General features: G+C 62.6%; 17 protein-coding genes. 7 read left to right on the top strand and 10 right to left on the bottom strand.

Annotation, left to right across the window (positions count from 1 at the left end; all coding sequences use genetic code 11):
• Window positions 1–237: 237 nt before the first annotated feature.
• Window positions 238–765, top strand: a complete 528-nt coding sequence (locus tag ACXYMS_RS14995) for a hypothetical protein (protein WP_458907559.1) — start codon at window positions 238–240, stop codon at window positions 763–765.
• Here the strand turns inward: ACXYMS_RS14995 and ACXYMS_RS14990 are convergent.
• From ACXYMS_RS14990 to mutM, 10 genes are all read right to left on the bottom strand, one after another.
• The gene (locus tag ACXYMS_RS14990; RefSeq protein ID WP_458907557.1) at window positions 762–1784 is read right to left on the bottom strand and encodes an LLM class flavin-dependent oxidoreductase; all 1023 of its coding nucleotides are present in this window, start codon (window positions 1782–1784) and stop codon (window positions 762–764) included. The two genes, ACXYMS_RS14995 and ACXYMS_RS14990, sit on opposite strands and share 4 nt — an antisense overlap.
• 131 nt (window positions 1785–1915) lie before the next feature.
• Complete coding sequence (locus ACXYMS_RS14985) at window positions 1916–2203, bottom strand: type II toxin-antitoxin system HicB family antitoxin (protein WP_458907556.1); 288 nt, start codon at window positions 2201–2203, stop codon at window positions 1916–1918.
• Window positions 2196–2399: a type II toxin-antitoxin system HicA family toxin gene (locus ACXYMS_RS14980; protein ID WP_458907554.1), complete on the bottom strand. Its 204-nt coding sequence runs from the start codon at window positions 2397–2399 to the stop codon at window positions 2196–2198. Before ACXYMS_RS14980 ends, ACXYMS_RS14985 begins: the two co-directional genes overlap by 8 nt.
• Window positions 2400–2484: 85 nt before the next feature.
• Window positions 2485–4911, bottom strand: a complete 2427-nt coding sequence (gyrB, locus tag ACXYMS_RS14975) for a DNA topoisomerase (ATP-hydrolyzing) subunit B (protein ID WP_458907552.1) — start codon at window positions 4909–4911, stop codon at window positions 2485–2487.
• Between the two features lie 99 nt (window positions 4912–5010).
• Window positions 5011–6126 (bottom strand): DNA replication/repair protein RecF, encoded by a 1116-nt coding sequence (recF, locus tag ACXYMS_RS14970; protein ID WP_458907550.1) that lies wholly within the window; start codon window positions 6124–6126, stop codon window positions 5011–5013.
• 146 nt (window positions 6127–6272) lie between these two features.
• On the bottom strand, window positions 6273–7394 hold the full coding sequence (gene dnaN, locus ACXYMS_RS14965; protein ID WP_458907548.1) for a DNA polymerase III subunit beta: 1122 nt from the start codon (window positions 7392–7394) through the stop codon (window positions 6273–6275).
• Window positions 7395–7518: 124 nt separating this feature from the next.
• Entirely contained in the window at window positions 7519–7902 is a 384-nt protein-coding gene (locus ACXYMS_RS14960; protein ID WP_458907546.1) for a hypothetical protein, read from the bottom strand.
• Between the two features lie 228 nt (window positions 7903–8130).
• Window positions 8131–9579, bottom strand: coding sequence for a chromosomal replication initiator protein DnaA (dnaA, locus tag ACXYMS_RS14955; RefSeq protein WP_458907544.1), 1449 nt, complete (start codon window positions 9577–9579; stop codon window positions 8131–8133).
• Window positions 9580–10490: 911 nt separating this feature from the next.
• Window positions 10491–10757: a 30S ribosomal protein S20 gene (gene rpsT / locus ACXYMS_RS14950; RefSeq protein WP_254673823.1), complete on the bottom strand. Its 267-nt coding sequence runs from the start codon at window positions 10755–10757 to the stop codon at window positions 10491–10493.
• Between the two features lie 233 nt (window positions 10758–10990).
• Complete coding sequence (gene mutM, locus ACXYMS_RS14945) at window positions 10991–11875, bottom strand: bifunctional DNA-formamidopyrimidine glycosylase/DNA-(apurinic or apyrimidinic site) lyase (protein WP_458907542.1); 885 nt, start codon at window positions 11873–11875, stop codon at window positions 10991–10993.
• A 121-nt stretch (window positions 11876–11996) separates the two neighbouring features.
• On the opposite strand from mutM, the gene ubiE reads away from it, so the two are divergent.
• The 6 genes from ubiE (at window position 11997) to ACXYMS_RS14915 (ending at window position 16885) form a co-directional block, all read left to right on the top strand.
• Window positions 11997–12761, top strand: a complete 765-nt coding sequence (gene ubiE, locus ACXYMS_RS14940) for a bifunctional demethylmenaquinone methyltransferase/2-methoxy-6-polyprenyl-1,4-benzoquinol methylase UbiE (RefSeq protein WP_458907540.1) — start codon at window positions 11997–11999, stop codon at window positions 12759–12761.
• 3 nt (window positions 12762–12764) lie between these two features.
• Window positions 12765–14309 carry a 2-polyprenylphenol 6-hydroxylase gene (gene ubiB, locus ACXYMS_RS14935; RefSeq protein ID WP_458907538.1) on the top strand — a complete coding sequence of 515 codons (1545 nt, stop codon included), beginning with the start codon at window positions 12765–12767 and terminating at the stop codon, window positions 14307–14309.
• Between the two features lie 94 nt (window positions 14310–14403).
• Window positions 14404–15003, top strand: a complete 600-nt coding sequence (locus ACXYMS_RS14930) for a hypothetical protein (protein WP_458907536.1) — start codon at window positions 14404–14406, stop codon at window positions 15001–15003.
• Window positions 15000–15452, top strand: a complete 453-nt coding sequence (dut, locus tag ACXYMS_RS14925; protein WP_458907534.1) for a dUTP diphosphatase — start codon at window positions 15000–15002, stop codon at window positions 15450–15452. The genes ACXYMS_RS14930 and dut overlap by 4 nt, the downstream gene beginning before the upstream one ends.
• Window positions 15433–16164: a DUF2259 domain-containing protein gene (locus ACXYMS_RS14920; RefSeq protein WP_458907532.1), complete on the top strand. Its 732-nt coding sequence runs from the start codon at window positions 15433–15435 to the stop codon at window positions 16162–16164. The genes dut and ACXYMS_RS14920 overlap by 20 nt, the downstream gene beginning before the upstream one ends.
• Window positions 16154–16885, top strand: a complete 732-nt coding sequence (locus ACXYMS_RS14915; RefSeq protein ID WP_458907530.1) for a HesA/MoeB/ThiF family protein — start codon at window positions 16154–16156, stop codon at window positions 16883–16885. The genes ACXYMS_RS14920 and ACXYMS_RS14915 overlap by 11 nt, the downstream gene beginning before the upstream one ends.
• The last annotated feature ends 33 nt before the right edge of the window (window positions 16886–16918 follow it).

Below are 16918 nucleotides of genomic sequence, written 5' to 3'. Positions count from 1 at the left end.
TGAAACGGATCACGCTGCTTCTACAATGTTCGCCCATCAAGGGAAACAAATGGTAAGCGAGAGGTTAAGAGCCAATCGAATGGCATGGCAGATCGCCCCTCGCCTCGTGCAGCGCAGTGGAAAAGCTTTTCCGCGCCAAATGTGGCCGGTTTATGGGGCATTTGCGCCGCGGCCCGTGGGTGTGGCCGTCCGATCACAGCCCTTGTTTGCGCCCGAATTTGCCGGCACCTAGGCAGCATGAATATTCGAAGCGGTCTCTGCGTGATCCTGTTGATGCTCCTGGGCGCGACGCAAACGCGCGCCGATGCGCTGGACACGGCGCTCAATGACGCCATCGCCGCCTTTGAACGGGCAAGGCCCGCACTGAGCACCGAGACCTTTGGCGTGGATGTCCCAGCCTATGGTGACGCGCTGATCCTGGGACAATTTTCATCCGCTTATTGGGGCGGTATCGTCGCACTCGCTCTGGAGCATCCACGCAAAGCCGGCGGCTCCTGCGCCCGCTTTGCCGCCTATGTGCAGGTACCGCCACAGAATGGTGTCGTCACCTTCGTCACTTGCCCACAATTCCGCACCGAGGGCACAAATGCCCTGCGCCGCCTGACCGTGCTGCACGAAATGGTGCATATCGTTGCCGGGTCCGACGAGTGTCGGGCCATGGCTTTCGCGGCGAAAGTCGAAATGCTCGCCACGGGCAGCTTCACGCCGGTCGAGCGATACTGGCGGGCCAATGACTGCGATGCGTCGCCCTACAGCCTGCCCTAGCGCCAACCCAGGCCCGGGGCCACGTGCTTGAGAATGCTTTCTATCACATGGGCATTGTAGTCGACGCCGAGCTGATTGGGGACCGTCAGCAACAGGGTATCGGCCTCAGCAATGGCTTCGTCGCGTTTCAGTTCTTCGATCAGCTTGTCCGGCTCAGCCGTATAGCCACGGCCGAACACGGCGCGCTTTTCGGGCTCGATGTAGCCGAATTGGTCTTCCTCGGGCCGGCCAGCGCCGAAATACAGGCGGTCCATGTCATTGACGAGTGCGAAGATCGAGCGGCTGACCGAAACGCGGGGCTCGCGCTGGTGTCCCGCCTCTTTCCAGGCCGCCCGATAGGCCCGGATCTGCTCGGCCTGCTGGACATGGAAGGGCTTCCCCGACTCGTCGAATTTGAGCGTCGAGGATTGCAGGTTCATGCCCATCTGCGCCGCCCAGATGGCGGTGGCGTCGCTGGCAGCGCCCCACCAGATGCGCTCGCGCAGCCCGTCGGAATGCGGCTCAAGCCGCAGCATGCCCGGCGGATTGGGAAACATGGGCCGCGGATTGGGCTGGGCAAAACCCTGGCCGCCCAGCGCCTTGAGGAAAATTTCGGCATTGAGCCGGGCCATGTCGGCATCGGTCTGCCCGTCAGCCGGCTCATAGCCGAAATAGCGCCAGCCATCGATCACCTGTTCGGGCGAACCGCGGCTGATGCCCAGTTGCAGCCGACCACCAGAAATGAGGTCTGCGGCGCCGGCGTCCTCGATCATGTAGAGCGGGTTTTCATAGCGCATGTCGATGACGGCCGTGCCGATCTCGATCTTGCTGGTTTTCGCACCGACGGCCGCCAGCAGCGGGAAGGGCGAGGCCAGTTGCCGGGCAAAATGATGCACCCGGAAATAGGCGCCATCGGCCCCCAGTTCCTCGGCGGCCACCGCTAGGTCGATCGATTGCAGCAGCGCGTCCCCCGCCGTGCGCGTGCCTGAATTGGGAGCGGGGCTCCAATGCCCGAATGAGAGAAAGCCGATCTTTTTCATCGAATGCGCCTCGCTATGCTTTGCTCCAGGCTATGTGGTTTGCCGCGCACAGAAAAGCCAGCCCGCTGGAACGGACTGGCGTCAATGGGTGAACGATGGGGGATCAGCAGCCTCCGCAGAAAGGCGGTTCGCTATTCTGCTGCCTGATAATATTTCGCCGAAGGCCGGATGACTGCCACCACGGCATCGGCTGCATCCGCCAGAAAGCCGGCATCCTGCCGCAAGGCTTCAAGCGTGCGCGGCTCCGGCTGTTCGCCATGCCAGTCCTCAAATGCAAATGCCAGGACAGCGGCAGCTTCGGATATCGCTTCGTCGAGCGTGTCGGCCACGGCAATAATGCCGGGGACATCGGGGAACGACACCCCATAGCCGGAATCGGCGTCCTTGTGGATCAACGCGATGTAATGGACGTCACGCATGAGTGCTCCATCCCGCCTGTCGATAGATCGACCGGACGGTGCCGACGGGGATATCCTTGCGAGGATGTGTCACGATCACCAATCTGCCGTCCGCATGTCTATATTTATGGTGCGAACCGCGGATTGATACAAGAACAAAGCCGTCTTCTGAGAGTCGGCGCACGATGTCACGGCTATCACGCAGCAAATTGATCATGACGAACCTCACCCATGGTTGGTTTATGGCACGTCACGCGCCTTCGTGATTAGTCTCCGCATGATTCAGACAAGATGCAACCCACTTAGACGTCCAGATTGCTCACGTTGAGCGCATTGTTCTGGATGAATTCGCGGCGCGGTTCGACGAGGTCGCCCATGAGGGCCGTGAAGATTTCGTCGGCTTCGTCGGTCTGGTCGATTTCGACGCGCAGCAGGGTGCGGGCATTGGGGTCGAGCGTGGTTTCCCAGAGCTGCTCGGCATTCATCTCGCCCAGGCCTTTGTAGCGCTGCAACGAAACGCCCTTGCGGCCGGCATCGGTGACGGCCTTGAAGAGGCTCGCCGGCCCGAAAATATTGATGGTCTCACCCTTGCGGGTCAGCGTCGGCACGCCGCCGAAAAGTTCATCGAGACGCGCGGCCAATTGCCGGAGCTTGCGGGCATCGGCGCTCTGCAGCAGGGCTCGATCGATATAATGCGTTTCGGTAACGCCGCGCACGGTCCGCGAGAAGGCCAGAGCCTCGTCTTCGTTGATCTCGCCACTCCAGCCCCGTTCCAGCTCGTCGGAAATGCGGTCGAGCCGATTGGCGACACGCTGAAGAGTCTCGGCGCTCTTTTCCGGGTCCGACATGCCATCGGGGTCGAGCCCGCCGACGATTGCCGCCTGTTCCACGAGGTTACGATTGTAGCGGGTGTTGAGATTGTTGATGGCTTTGACGATGTCGCGAGCCTGTTGCAGGATGCTCATCAGGTCGGCGCCGGCATGTTCGGCCCCATCTCGGGTCTTGAACACAGCGTCTTCCAGACCCCCTTCGAGCAGGTAGTCCTCCAGCGCCACCTCGTCCTTGAGATAGAGTTCGGAGCGGCCACGCGTGGCTTTGTAGAGCGGCGGCTGGGCGATGTAGATATGGCCACGCTCAATCAGTTCGCGCGTCTGGCGATAGAAGAAGGTCAGCAACAGCGTGCGGATATGGGCGCCATCCACGTCCGCGTCGGTCATGATGATGATCTTGTGATAGCGCAGCTTATCGGCGTTGAACTCCTCGCGGCCGATGCCGGTGCCCAGCGCCGTGATCAGCGTGCCGACCTGGTCGGACGAGATCATGCGGTCAAAGCGGGCGCGCTCGACATTGAGGATCTTGCCGCGTAGCGGCAGCACGGCCTGATTGGAGCGGTCGCGCCCCTGTTTGGCGGAACCACCGGCCGAGTCGCCCTCTACGATGAAGATTTCGCTCTTTGCCGGGTCGCGTTCCTGGCAGTCGGCCAGCTTGCCGGGAAGCGAGGAAATTTCCAGAGCGCCCTTGCGGCGGGTCAGTTCACGCGCCTTGCGGGCGGCCTCGCGGGCGGCAGCGGCCTCGGCCACCTTGCCCACGATGATCCGGGCTTCGGTGGGATGTTCCTCGAACCACTGGCCGAGCTTTTCGTTGACGATGTTCTCGACCACGGGCCGGACTTCGGAGGAAACCAGCTTGTCCTTGGTCTGGGATGAGAATTTGGGATCCGGCACCTTGACCGAGAGGACGCAGGTGAGGCCTTCGCGGGTGTCGTCACCCGTCATGGTCACCTTTTCCTTCTTGGCGATGCCCGAGCTATCGGCATAGCCGATGACCTGGCGCGTCAGCGCGCCGCGAAGGCCCGCCAGGTGCGTGCCGCCATCGCGCTGCGGGATGTTGTTGGTGAAGCACAGCACGTTTTCGTGGTAGCTGTCGTTCCATTGCAGCGCAACCTCGACGGTGATGCCGTCCTTTTCCGAGATCATGGTGATGGGCTTATCCACCACTGGCGCCTTGGACTTGTCGAGATATTGCACGAAGGCTTCGAGCCCACCCTCGTAATAGAGATCAACTTCGACCGGCTCGGGATGGCGGCGGTCGGCCAGGAGGATGTGGACACCGGAATTGAGAAAGGCCAGTTCGCGCAGGCGATGCTCGAGCGTCTTGTAGTCGAACTCCACCATGGTGAAGGTCTCGGCGCTGGGCATGAAGGTGATTTCGGTGCCCGAGCGCCCCTCATAATCCCCGACGATTTCGAGCGGCGCATCGGCGACGCCATGGGTGAAGGTGATCTCGTGAACCTTGTTGTCGCGCCTGATCCGCAGCTTGAGCCAGACCGAGAGGGCGTTGACCACCGAGACGCCCACACCGTGCAGGCCGCCCGAGACCTTGTAGGAGTTCTGGTCGAATTTGCCGCCGGCATGGAGCTGGGTCATGATGACCTCGGCCGCCGAAACCCCCTCCTCCTTGTGGATGCCCACCGGAATGCCGCGACCATTGTCGGTGACGGTTACCGAACCATCGGCATTGAGTGTCACGGTCACGAGGTCGGCATGGCCCGCCAACGCCTCGTCCACGGAATTGTCGACCACCTCATAGACCATGTGATGCAGGCCCGAGCCGTCGTCGGTATCTCCGATATACATGCCGGGACGCTTGCGCACGGCATCAAGGCCCTTGAGCACCTTGATGCTGTCGGCGCCATACTCTTCGGGGATCGGGTTTTCACTATCGGTCATGGGGTCCGAATCAGTCGATTTCAGGTTCTTTTCGTTCTAGCGGAACGGGGGTCAAACCCCAAGGAAATTGGCCATTTCGGCGGTATTTGCGGGGGATTTTCACCCCCTCGCGGAAACCCGCCCCTCGCGCACTGCGATCCGCTGCGCCCGGTCTTCCAGCGCCTCGAACAAAATCGCATCGGTACCGGTCAGGAAACACTGGGTCTCAAGACCATCAAGCGCCACAAACAGGGCCCTTCTGCGGTCAGGATCGAGATGGGCCGCGATCTCGTCGAGCAGCAGAAACGGCACGATTCCGGTGCGCAGGCGCACCAGCCGCGCATGTGCCAGGATCAAGCCGATCAGCAGCGCCTTCTGCTCGCCGGTCGATCCCAATGCCGCGGGCATGGATTTTTGCGCGTGGATGACGTCGAGATCGACCCGGTGCGGACCTGATGTGGTGCGGCCGGCGGCCCGATCAAGGCCGCGCAGGGCATGCCAGCGCTGCATGAGGAGAGTTTCAAGTTCCGAGGACGTAGCGGGCTCCACCATGTCCTCGAACAATGGGGTCAGTGACAGGGTCGCGGCAGGGAAATTGTCGTGGTCCAGGCTTTCGGCTATAAGCGCCTGCAGGGAAACGAGGCTATCGCTGCGGCTGAGATGGATGGCGGAACCCAGTTCGGCCATCTGCGCCTCGACGGCGCTGAGCCAGCGCGGGTCCGCCTCCTCGTCCAGCAGCTTGTTGCGCTGGCGCATGGCCTTTTCGAAATCGGCAACAGTCGAGGAATGACCGGGGATGAGCGTGGTCACCAGCCGGTCGAGAAACCGCCGCCGCTCGCCCGCCGGGCCGGCGAACAGGCCATCCATGGACGGGGTCAGCCAGAGTACGCGCAAATAATCGCTCATGGCCTCCACCGAGCGGGCATTGGCGCCATTGATGCGCACCCGCCGCCCGCCATCGGGCTGGGCGCCGGTGCCGATGTCAGAAGGTCCATGATCGGCCTCGATGGTGGCCGCCACAGCCCAGGGGAGGTCCGAGCCGTGCGCCTGGAGGCTGTCAAAACCTGCCCCGCGCAGGCCGCGCCCGGGCGAGAGTACGGATATGGCCTCGAGCAGATTGGTCTTGCCCGAGCCGTTCGGCCCCGTCAGCACCACATGTCGCGCGTCCAGATCGAGCGCGGCAGAGGCATAGTTACGAAACGCCGTGAGGCGCAGGCGGGAGATGTGGCGGATCATATTTGGCTAACCGCCCTCGTGGTTCGAGGCTTTGCATGCGCAAAACACCTCACCCGTAAGGGCTCTCGTAGAGTCGGGTTCTCGCAAGCCCTCATGGTGAGATGGGAGCAACGCGACCCTCGACCACGAGGGCGCTGCACCAGACCTCACACACGCATCGGCATCAGCACATACAGCGCGCTGGATTCGCCTTCTTCCTTCACGAGGGTAGGCGAATTGGCGTCGTTGAACAGGAAGACGGCGTTTTCACTGCGGATCTGGGTGATGATGTCGAGCAGGTATCGTGCATTAAAGCCGATCTCAAAGCCGTCGGTGTCGAAATCCACCGCCACTTCCTCGCTGGCCGTACCGTGGTCCGGATTGGTCACCGAAAGCTCCAGCAGCCCGTCCTTGGCCGACAGCTTGACGGCCTTGCCGCCGCGATCGGAAGCAATGGTGGAGACGCGGTCGACGGCGATGGCAAAGCCAGCCTTGTCGACCAGCATCTGCTTGTCATTGTTCTTCGGCGTCACTCGGTCGTAATCGGGGAAAGTGCCCTCGATAAGCTTTGAGAGCAGCACGACGGGGCCTACGGTAAAACGGATCTTGGTGTCGCTGACCTCCACCTTGACGTCGCCATCGCTGCCATCGAGCAGTTTCTGCACTTCGCCAACGGTCTTTTTGGGCACGATGATGCCGGCCATCCCTTCGGCCCCGGTCGGCGAAGCGATTTCGGCGCGAGCCATGCGGTGACCATCGGTGGCGACGGCGCGGAACAGCGACCCGGCAGCGGAGCTTTCCACGGCGTGAAAATAGATGCCGTTGAGATAGTAGCGCGTCTCTTCATTGGAGATGGCGAACTGAGTGCGCTCGATCAATTCGCGCAGGGAGGCGGAGGCGATGTCGAATTCATGCGCGAAGGCGCCGGACTTCAGATCGGGGAAGCTGTCGGGCGAAAGGCAGGCCAGGTTAAAGCGCGAGCGTCCGGAGGTGAGAACCATGTTCTCGCCGCCATCGGTTTCGAGCCGCACTTCGGCGCCATCGGAAAGCTTGCGGACGATTTCGTAGAGCGTATGCGCCGGCACGGTTGTCGAACCGGGGGTCGAGACCATGGCCGGCAGACTTTCGGTCACTTCGATATCGAGGTCGGTGGCGCGCAGCTCCACCCGGTCGTCACTGGCCTTGAACAGCACATTGGCCAGGATCGGGTAGGTGTTGCGGCGTTCAACCACCCGATGCACATGGCTCAGCGACTTGAGCAGATGATTGCGTTCGAGCGTGACTTTCATGGACTATTCTTCCTGGGGCATACGCGACAGCAAAACCCGGCACGGGCCGGGGTTCGGACGTTTACAGTTTCATAAGAAATTGGCAAGGCCAGCAGGGCGTTTGGCCGCATCCAAGCTGTGGACTTCAGCTCTGGAAATGCACGGTGATGTCGAAGCGCTCCCCCGGCTTCGCCCCCAGCGTTTCCAGGCCGGAAAAGGGAAGACACCGCTCGACCGCCTGTCCGATGGAGGTCATCAGCACCGGATATTGGCCGGCTGTGCGCAGGCTCTCGGGCACCACGTAGGGATCGCCATCAAGCGTTCCGTCACCGAAGAAGGCCAGACGGACCGATATGGACTTGCCCATATAGCCCGAAGGCAGGCTCCAGCAGTCGAGCAACTGGGCCTGTACGGCCCCAGCAATGGCCAGATTCTGTGCGGCGCGTTGCTCGTGACTGAGAGGAGCGCTGGTGACGTCCTCGGCCAAGGCCGGGGAGACAAGGGCGAAAAGAACAACGAGGCGGGACAATAGGTGCATCATGAGCAAGCATTGGCCCGCTGGTTGGGCTGGATGATGGCGGGAGCAGGATGCCTTCGCGTAAGTTGGGACTGAAGACGCAGACCCCCGCTTTCGCGGGGATGGAGCATGGCCGGCACGAGATCGAGGCTTCGTGCCCCGCGAGCGTAGCTCTTCGAGCGTAGAGTTCTCAAATTGGTCCACCGGACCGATTTGACCGCGCCGTGGCGCAGCCGGAAACTACTCTTCGAGCATGCGCTTCAGGAGTTCGATTTCCTGGCCCAGTTCCAGATCGTCCTTGATCATCTGCTCCACCTTGCGCACCGAATGGAGCACCGTGGTGTGGTCACGGCCACCGAAGCGCCGGCCGATTTCGGGCAGCGAGCGAGAGGTCAGGGCCTTGGCCAGATACATGGCGATCTGACGCGGACGCACCACGTCGCGCGAGCGGCGGGCCGAGAGCAGTTCGTTGCGCGGCACCTTGTAGTGGCGCGAGACGATCTTGAGGATGTCCTCAATGCGAACGCGCTTGGCGTCGCGGGCGCGGATCAGGTCGGCCAGGGTCTTCTCGGCCAGCGGCACGGTGACCAGTTCGCCGGTCAGCTGAAAGGCGGCCACCAGGCGATTGACGGCGCCGTCAAGATCACGGCCATGGCTGATGACCGAGCGGGCGATGTAATCGACCACGGGACCGGGAAAATGCAAGCCAAAGCGAGCGGCCGCGTGGTCGGCCCGGCGTTGCACGATGCTACGGCGCAGATCGTGGTCAAAGGAGGAGATGGGCACGACCAGGCCGCCGGAAAGGCGCGAGCGGACACGTTCGTCGAGCATTTCGAGATCGCGCGGTGGGGCATCGCCGGCCACGACCACCTGCTTGGCGCCGGTCAGCAGCGCGCCCAGGGTATGGCCGAATTCGGTGGCCGACTTGCCCTGCAGGAACTGCATGTCATCGATCAGCAGCAGGTCGACACGGCGCAGCCATTCCTTGAAGCCGAGCGCCGACTGGCGCTGCACGGCGGTGATGAAATGATACATGAAGTGGTCGGCGGTCAGATAGACGATATTCTTGGACGGGTCTGCCTGGCCGACTGCGTGGGCTATGCCGTTGAGCAGATGCGACTTGCCCAGGCCCACGGTGGAATGGATATAGACCGGATTGAAGGTCACGGCATTGTTGATGGCGGCGCTGGCGATCTGCTTGGCGACGCCGAAGGCCATTTCATTGGCCGACCCGGCAACGAAGCTCTCGAAAGTCATGCGCGGATCGATGGTGCTGCCGTTGAGGGCATCGCCGGTCTTGGCAGTGTCGCGCACCAGGCGGGGCATGGCCGGAGCAGCGGACGGCGCGGGCGCATCCTGGCGGACATTCGGCTCGGGCGCGCTCTCGGCAATGGGGGCCAGGCGCGGCCGGGCCTGGCCATTGACGCGCATGGTCACCTGCAGGCGGGCCGCCTCGGGAATATCGTTGCGGAAGGCCTCGACGATGCGGTCGGCATAATTGGACTGGACCCAGGAACAGAGGAACCGCGTGGGGGCGCTCAGATGCACCAGGTCATCGACGATTTCCTCAAGCTCCAGACGGGCAAACCAGGAGGTGAAGACATCTTCGCCCACCGCCGCCTTCAGGAGCGCGCGCACGCGGGCCCAGAGTTCGCGGTGATCGGGAGAAGAAGCCTCTGGAGTGGACATGACAGGAGTGCCGCCTTTGGTTGAGTTGGTGGTGGAAGAGGAATTGGCCGCAGCCCAATCGTCTCGTCCCGCGGTCGCCTGTTGCATCATCGTTTTTTGCCCCATTTGGTTGCCATCTTTCCAGTCCGCATAGTCTGGAAAGGCCCTGTTCTGTTTGTGTGCCCACCCGGTCGCTGTTGGCCCGGTTATCTAGACACGGCTTCGCCCCTGCATCCGCCATGCGGACACACCGATATTGTTCGGCGACCTTGCTCGTCGCCGTTTCCCACGTGACCTTTCACTTGAACCCGGCCTGCCCCAGCCGACGGTCGAATGAACGCTGCCAACTCAAATTTGACCGACTGCCCCAAGGCAGCCAAAACAAAAATCACTGGCTGAAACCCCCAGCTGACTGCTGGAGTTGCCCCAAAACCCGGCTTCCCGGAGGAAGCCAGCCGGTGGATAGGGAGGGTCGTTCCACCCCTCTTGTTTCCCACCGGCCAAATTACATTAGAGGCACGAAATTGGACCCGCAACACGTGAATCGCTGAAAAAGGGGCTTGACTCCAGAGCCTGTTTTTCGGGGTCGGCTGGCTGCCAAAACAAGGGCCCGGCAAGAGCCTGTGACTCAAGGCAGATTCGAACACTTAGCGGTCCGGCTATGTTAAAATTTTATTTCACCGGGCCCTGAAACGGAAGCCGGGGCAATGGAACCCGAGCGTGCCAAGGGACAGACAACCCCCTGATGGCACATTGAAAAAACGAAGCTTCACCCTTCGTTCCTGCACCGCCATTACTGTCACTCAATAGTCATATGACAGAACAATGGCGAAAAACCATGCCCGGCTACCATACAACAAAAAGGGCTCCTTGCGGAGCCCGATTTATAGCGTCCTGGCAGCTTTTCCGAGAAGCGCCGTCGCTGGTGCGAATTAGGCGTTGAGGGCCTTCACGCGGCTGTTGAGGCGCGAGACCTTGCGGGCCGCCAGATTGGCATGGACAATGCCCTTGCCGGCGGCGCGGTGGATCTCGGGCTCGGCTGCCTTGAGCGCGGCGAAGGCCACGGCGTGATCACCGGCGGTGATCGCTTCCTCGACCTTGCGGATGAACGTGCGCACGCGGCTGCGGCGCGACTTGTTCACCGCGGTGCGGGCTTCGATCTTGCGGGTAGCCTTCTTGGCTGAGGGCGTATTGGCCATTGCGGTCCTCTTGGCGTCCAACCGGCCGATTGCGCGCACCCTGCGCACCACTCGTCCGGCATGAAATGAAATCGGCGGCTTATCGACTGCCGCCAAGTTGGGCGGTCTATAGGGGAAGCAGCGGCGAGCGTCAACTGGATTCAGGACATAGCGCGCCTGTCATGCATCCGGCCTTCGCCTTGTCCGGCGTGTGATCATCGGTTTCCGTTCGGGGGCGGAAGTGGGCGTCGTGCCTAAGGCGCTTTCTGACACACGGGGCAGTAAAAGGTCGAGCGGCCGGACTGCACGATGCGCTTGACCACGCCCTTGCAGAGCGGCGTCGGGCAGGGGTCGCCTTCCCGGTCATAGACGGCAAAATTGTGCTGGAAATAGCCTGCGCCCTCGACGCTGCGAAAGTCGCGGATGGTGGAGCCCCCCACCTCGATGGCGGCGATCAACACTTCTCGCACTGAAAAAGCCAGGTCTTCGAGCGCCTTTTTGGGCTTTCCGGCCTTGGTCACCAGCGTCCGCGCCTCGACCATGGGCAGGATATGGGCGCGGTGCAGCGCCTCGGCGACATAGATGTTACCCAGGCCCGCCACCACCCGCTGGTCGAGCAGCGCCGCCTTGATCGGCGCCTTCTTGCCGGCAAAGACCTTTGCCATCGCTACGGCATGAAAATCATTGCCCAGCGGTTCGGGTCCCAGTCCTTGCAGATAGGAGGTGTCCTCTGGATGATCATAAAGATCGATGAAACCGAAGCGCCGTGGATCGGCATAGATAAGGTGGCTTTTCCCGTGCCGGGGATGGCTGAGGCTCCAAACCATGTGGTCATGTTTGGCTTCAGTACCCGGCTCGTAATAGCGCGGCGGCTTGTCGATGGGATGCTCGGCAAAGCGCCAGGAGCCGGTCATGCCAAGATGACTGAGGAGCGTCTTACCGCTGGACAGCGTCATCAGCAGATATTTGGCCCGCCGTCCCACATGGGTCACCTGCTTTCCCTCGAGCGCGGCCTTAAGCCCTTCCGGGAAGGGAAACCGCAAGTCCTTGCGGTTGAGTGTCACCTTTTCGATCAGTGCGCCTTCGAGCCAGGGAGCCAGGCCCCGGCGCACGGTCTCGACCTCGGGCAGTTCGGGCATGGGCTGAAACTCCTTCACCCTGTGCGGCTTTGTGCCATGGTCATGGCGGTTTGCTTTGAATATGTATCGTTCTGTCAATACAGGGCGTATGGACCCATATGCAAAGCACGAGGCGAAGGCCATGACCGAGCCAGCGGAAACCACCCATTTCGGCGAACAGACCGTGCCCCTCACCGACAAGCAGGGGCTGGTCAACAAGGTGTTCCATGACGTGGCCGACCGCTACGATCTGATGAACGATTTGATGAGCGGCGGGGTTCACCGGCTCTGGAAGGACGCCATGGTCAATGATCTGGCGCCGCCCAAGGCGGGCTCGCGCCCCTATCGGGTGCTCGACATGGCCGGCGGCACCGGGGATATCGGCGAGCGGATCGTCAATGCCTCGCTCGGCTATGCGGATGTGGTAGTCTCGGACATCAATGCCGACATGCTGCGGGTGGGGGCCGAGCGAGCGAAATCCTGGCGCTATCCGGCGCAGGTGAGCTTTGTCGAGGCCAATGCCGAGGACCTGCCGTTCGAGAGCAATTCCTTCGACGCCTATACGATCGCCTTCGGCATCCGCAATGTGCCGCGCATCCAGAAGGCGCTGGACGAGGCGCATCGGGTGCTCAAGCGCGGCGGTCGCATGCTGGTGCTCGAATTCTCGCAGGTCGACGTGCCGGGGTTCGATGCCTTCTACCAGCTCTATTCGGACCGGCTGATCCCGCCCATGGGGCGCGTGGTGACCGGCGACGCGCAGCCCTATCAGTATTTCGTGGAATCGATCCGCAAATTCCCCGATCCGGTGCTGTTCTCCTCCATGCTGACCAAGGCCGGGTTCAAGCGGGTCAAGCACCAGAGCTATACCGGCAATATCGCCACGCTGTTCTCGGGCTGGAAACTCTAGCCCATGGCGCTCGGCTCCTATTTCCGCCTGATCCATGCCGGCTGGGTGCTGGCGCGTGAGGGCGCTTTCTCTGTGCTCCCCGCCGAGTCGCTGCCGCCTCCGATGAAGTTCGGCATCGGCATGGCCCGGCTGGTGGAGCGCCGCTCGGTACGCCGCACCGGCAGCGTCGAGCGGCTCAATGCGGCCCTCCACAAGCTGGGCCCCAGCTTTGTCAAATTCGGCCAGACCCTGGCCACAAGGCCTGACATTGTCGGGATGCAGGCGGCGGCTGACCTCTCGGGCCTGCAGGATCGCATGCCGCCCTTCGACCCAAAGCTGGTGCCAGGCCTTCTCGATGCGGCGCTGGGCCCCAAGGCGGCGCAGCTTACCGAGATCAGCGAACCCGTGGCCGCCGCCTCCATCGCCCAAGTGCACAAGGCAAGGCTGCGGGTGTCGGGCGAAGTGCCACATACCGTGGCGGTCAAAATGCTGCGTCCGGGCATTTCCGAGCGCTTTCACGCCGACACCAATGCCCTTTATGCCGGGGCCAGGCTGGCCGAAATCCTGTCCCCATCCAGCCGCCGGCTGCAACCCACCAAGGTGGTGCGCACGCTCGATCATTCCATGCGGCTCGAACTCGACCTGCGCCTCGAGGCCGCCGCCATTTCCGAGATGGCGGAGAACATCAAGGACGACCAGGGCTTCGTCATCCCGGCGGTGCATTGGGACCATGTGGCCCAGAATGTGCTGACGACGAGCTGGATGGACGGCATTCCCATTCGCGACCATGCCGCCATCGACAGCGCCGGTGTCGACCGCAAGGCCCTGGCCGCCAAGCTACTGCAATCCTTCCTGCGTCACGCAATCCGCGACGGTTATTTCCACGCCGACATGCATCCGGGAAATCTCTTTGCCGACCCGAGGACCGGCGATGTCATCGCCGTCGATTTCGGCATTATGGGCCGCATCGGCAAGGCCGAGCGCCGCTTCCTCGCCGACATCCTTTTCGGCTTCATTACCCGTAATTATCGCCTGGTGGCGCAGCGCCATTTCGATATCGGCTACGTGCCCAAATCCCAGTCGGTCGAGGACTTCGCCCTCGCCATCCGCTCCATCGGCGAGCCGCTGCACGGCCGCACTGCGGCAGATATTTCCATGGCGCGGGTGCTGGGCCAGCTCTTCACGATCACCGATCTTTTCGACATGCAGACCCGGCCCGAACTGGTGCTGCTGCAGAAGTCCATGGTGCTGGTGGAAGGGGTGGCGCGCAGTCTCGACCCGAACCTCGACATCTGGACGGTTGCCGAGCCGGTGGTGGGCGAGTGGCTGCGCCGCGAGGAAGGTCCCCTGGGCCGGCTCGAAGACCTCGCCGGGCACCTGACGCGTCTCGGCGAGGCGGCTGGCCGCGTGCCCGATCTCATCGCCCAGGCCGAACTGGCCTTGATCGAGCACCGCGCCATGGTCAACCGCCCCCGCGACGGGGTCATGCGCGGCCTGTTGCTGGCGGTGCTCGGGGCCAGCCTGGTGCTAATCGGCGCGCTCATCTGGCGGATGCTTGTCCTGCCCTGATGCCAGTGAGGCCACGGGGCGGCTTGTCCGGCGCAGGCATCCAAACATAGAGTGCCATCGGCGGAGCGGACCGTCCACACAGAGGAGAACCGGAATGAGCGTCAACCTTCTGGGCAAGCTCGCAGCCAGTGTGCTGCTGGCGGCTGGCCTTGCCGGCTGCATCGACGTCGATATCGAGGTCGCGATCACCAGCCCGACAACCGCCAAGGCGACGATGATCCAGGTCATGGGCGCCGATGTCTATGCCATGGTCAAGATGGGCGCCGAGGGCGAGGAACCTGGTGAGGACAGCTTTTGCGCGGAGGGCGATCTGGTCGAGAACGCCGATGGCAGCGCCACCTGCACCATAGTCGAGGAAGGCAAATTTGCCGATCTAGACCTGGGACAGAATGAGGGCGGCATGAGCTTTACCGAGGCCGGTCCGGGTCTGGTCCGCGTGGCCCTGCCCACGACCGACATGAAGGCCGAGTTGGGCGCCGAGGATGACATGGACGAAGAAACTCGCCAGATGGTCGAGGCCTTCTTTGCCGGGCGCACCATGACCATCGCCGTCTCCGGCGCCCAGATCGTCGAGACAAACATGACGCTAACGGGCGACGGGACGCGTGCCGAGCAGGTCATTCCCATGCTCGATCTCATCAATGGCGCGACTGACCTGCCCGATGAACTCTTCGCGGTGGTACGGGCGCCTTGAGCGTTCGGATTGACCTCAAGCGGCTCGCCCACGGGGCGGGCCTGCCCCTGCCGCGCCAACAGAGTGCTGGAGCGGCAGGCCTCGATCTGGCTGCCGCTATCGGGGACGACACCGTCGTGACCATCGCGCCGGGCGATTTCGTCATGATCCCGACGGGCTTCGCCATTGCCCTGCCCGAGGGCTATGAGGCCCAGGTCAGGCCGCGCTCGGGCCTCGCGGCAAAGCACGGGGTGACCGTCCTCAACTCACCCGGGACGGTCGATGCCGACTATCGCGGGGAAGTCAAAATTGTTTTGATAAACCATGGTAAGGAACCATTTGTCGTGCGGCGCGGCGAACGGATCGCTCAAATGGTGGTGGCGCGCGTCAGCGCCGTGGAACTGGTGGAAGTGGATGAACTGGATGCAACCGAGCGTGGGACAGGCGGTCATGGATCGACTGGCCGCTAGTCTCCTGGCCCTGATCGCCATTCTCTCGCCGGCCATGGTCCTGCCGGCGCTGGCCGGTGACCGGGCGCTAATTGACTATGTCGGCTTCTCGCGCGATTTCCGCTATTTCGCCTTTGAGGAATTCGGCATCCAGGACGGCTCGGGCTTCGCCTATTCGAACCTCTACATTGTCGACCTGGATACCGACAGCTGGGTCATCGGCACGCCGGTGCGGTTCCAGGCGGAAAACGAGGAAACGAGCCTCAAGGCCGTGCGCCAAACCGTTGCCGACAAGGCTGCCGGCCATATGGGCGAATTTCGCATCGATGTGCCGGTGGAAATTGCCGCGCTGATTGGGGACGGCGTGCCGGAAACATCGGCCAACAGCCTGGTCTTCGGCGCTCCGGGCTATCTGCCGGGCGCCGTTTCGGGCCTCTACACCCTCAATCTCAGCACCTTTGCCACGCTCGCCACCAGTCCCTGCGGTGAGTGGTTCGGCATCGAGCCGAGAGGCTATGAGCTCAGCATTGCCGATAGTGGCACGACAAGGCTGGTGCACCGCGACCAGAACCTGCCGCGCTCGCGTGGCTGCCCGATGGATTATCGCCTCCATAGCGTGGTCATGCCCTTCGGAGGCACGACGCTGAGCAATGCCGTGGCCATCATCTCAGTTTATCCGGGCGGCTTCGAAGGGCCGGACCGGCGTTTCCTGGCAGTTCCCCTTGGCCTCTGACGGACCTCTTTCACCCGAGGAAACCAGGAGATATGCGCGCCATCTGGTGCTCAAGGGGTTTGGTGGCGCCGGGCAGCAGAAGCTGAAAGCGGCCCGCGTGCTGGTGGTGGGCGCCGGGGGATTGGGCAGTCCCGCCATCGCCTATCTGGCGGCGGCAGGCGTGGGGCGGCTCAGCATTGTCGATCCGGACACAGTGTCGCTCTCCAATCTGCAACGCCAGGTGGTACATGCAACCGCGGCCATCGGCAGCAGCAAGGTGGACAGCGCCGGCCGCTTTACCGCTGCCCTCAACCCGCATGTGGCGCTTGACCTTCACCCCGAGGCGGTCACTGCAACCAATGCGGAGAGCCTGACCGGCAAGTACGATCTTGTCCTCGATGGCACCGACAATCTCGTGACCCGCCGGCTCGTCGCGGCCGCTTGCAAGCGGCTCGAAAAGCCCCTGGTCTCTGGTGCCGTGTCGATGTTTTCAGGGCAGGTGACGGTCTTTGCCCCCCATCTTGGCGGCCCACCCCATGCGGCGCTCTACCCCGATGAAGCCAGCGACGAGGCCCTGCCCTCTTGCGAACTCAACGGCATATTGGGACCGGTCACCGGAGTCATCGGCACGCTCATGGCCATGGAGGCGATCAAGCTGATTACCGGCGTGGGCAAGCCGCTGCTGGGGCGGCTGCTGGTCTATGATGCGCGAGACGCCAGTTTTTCGGAGATTGCGTTCTAGCGATGATGCGCTGCCCCTCACTCCTCGCCCCCT

The organism is Devosia sp. CAU 1758, from assembly GCF_054482695.1.
This window is presented reverse-complemented; position numbering and strand designations above follow the sequence as displayed.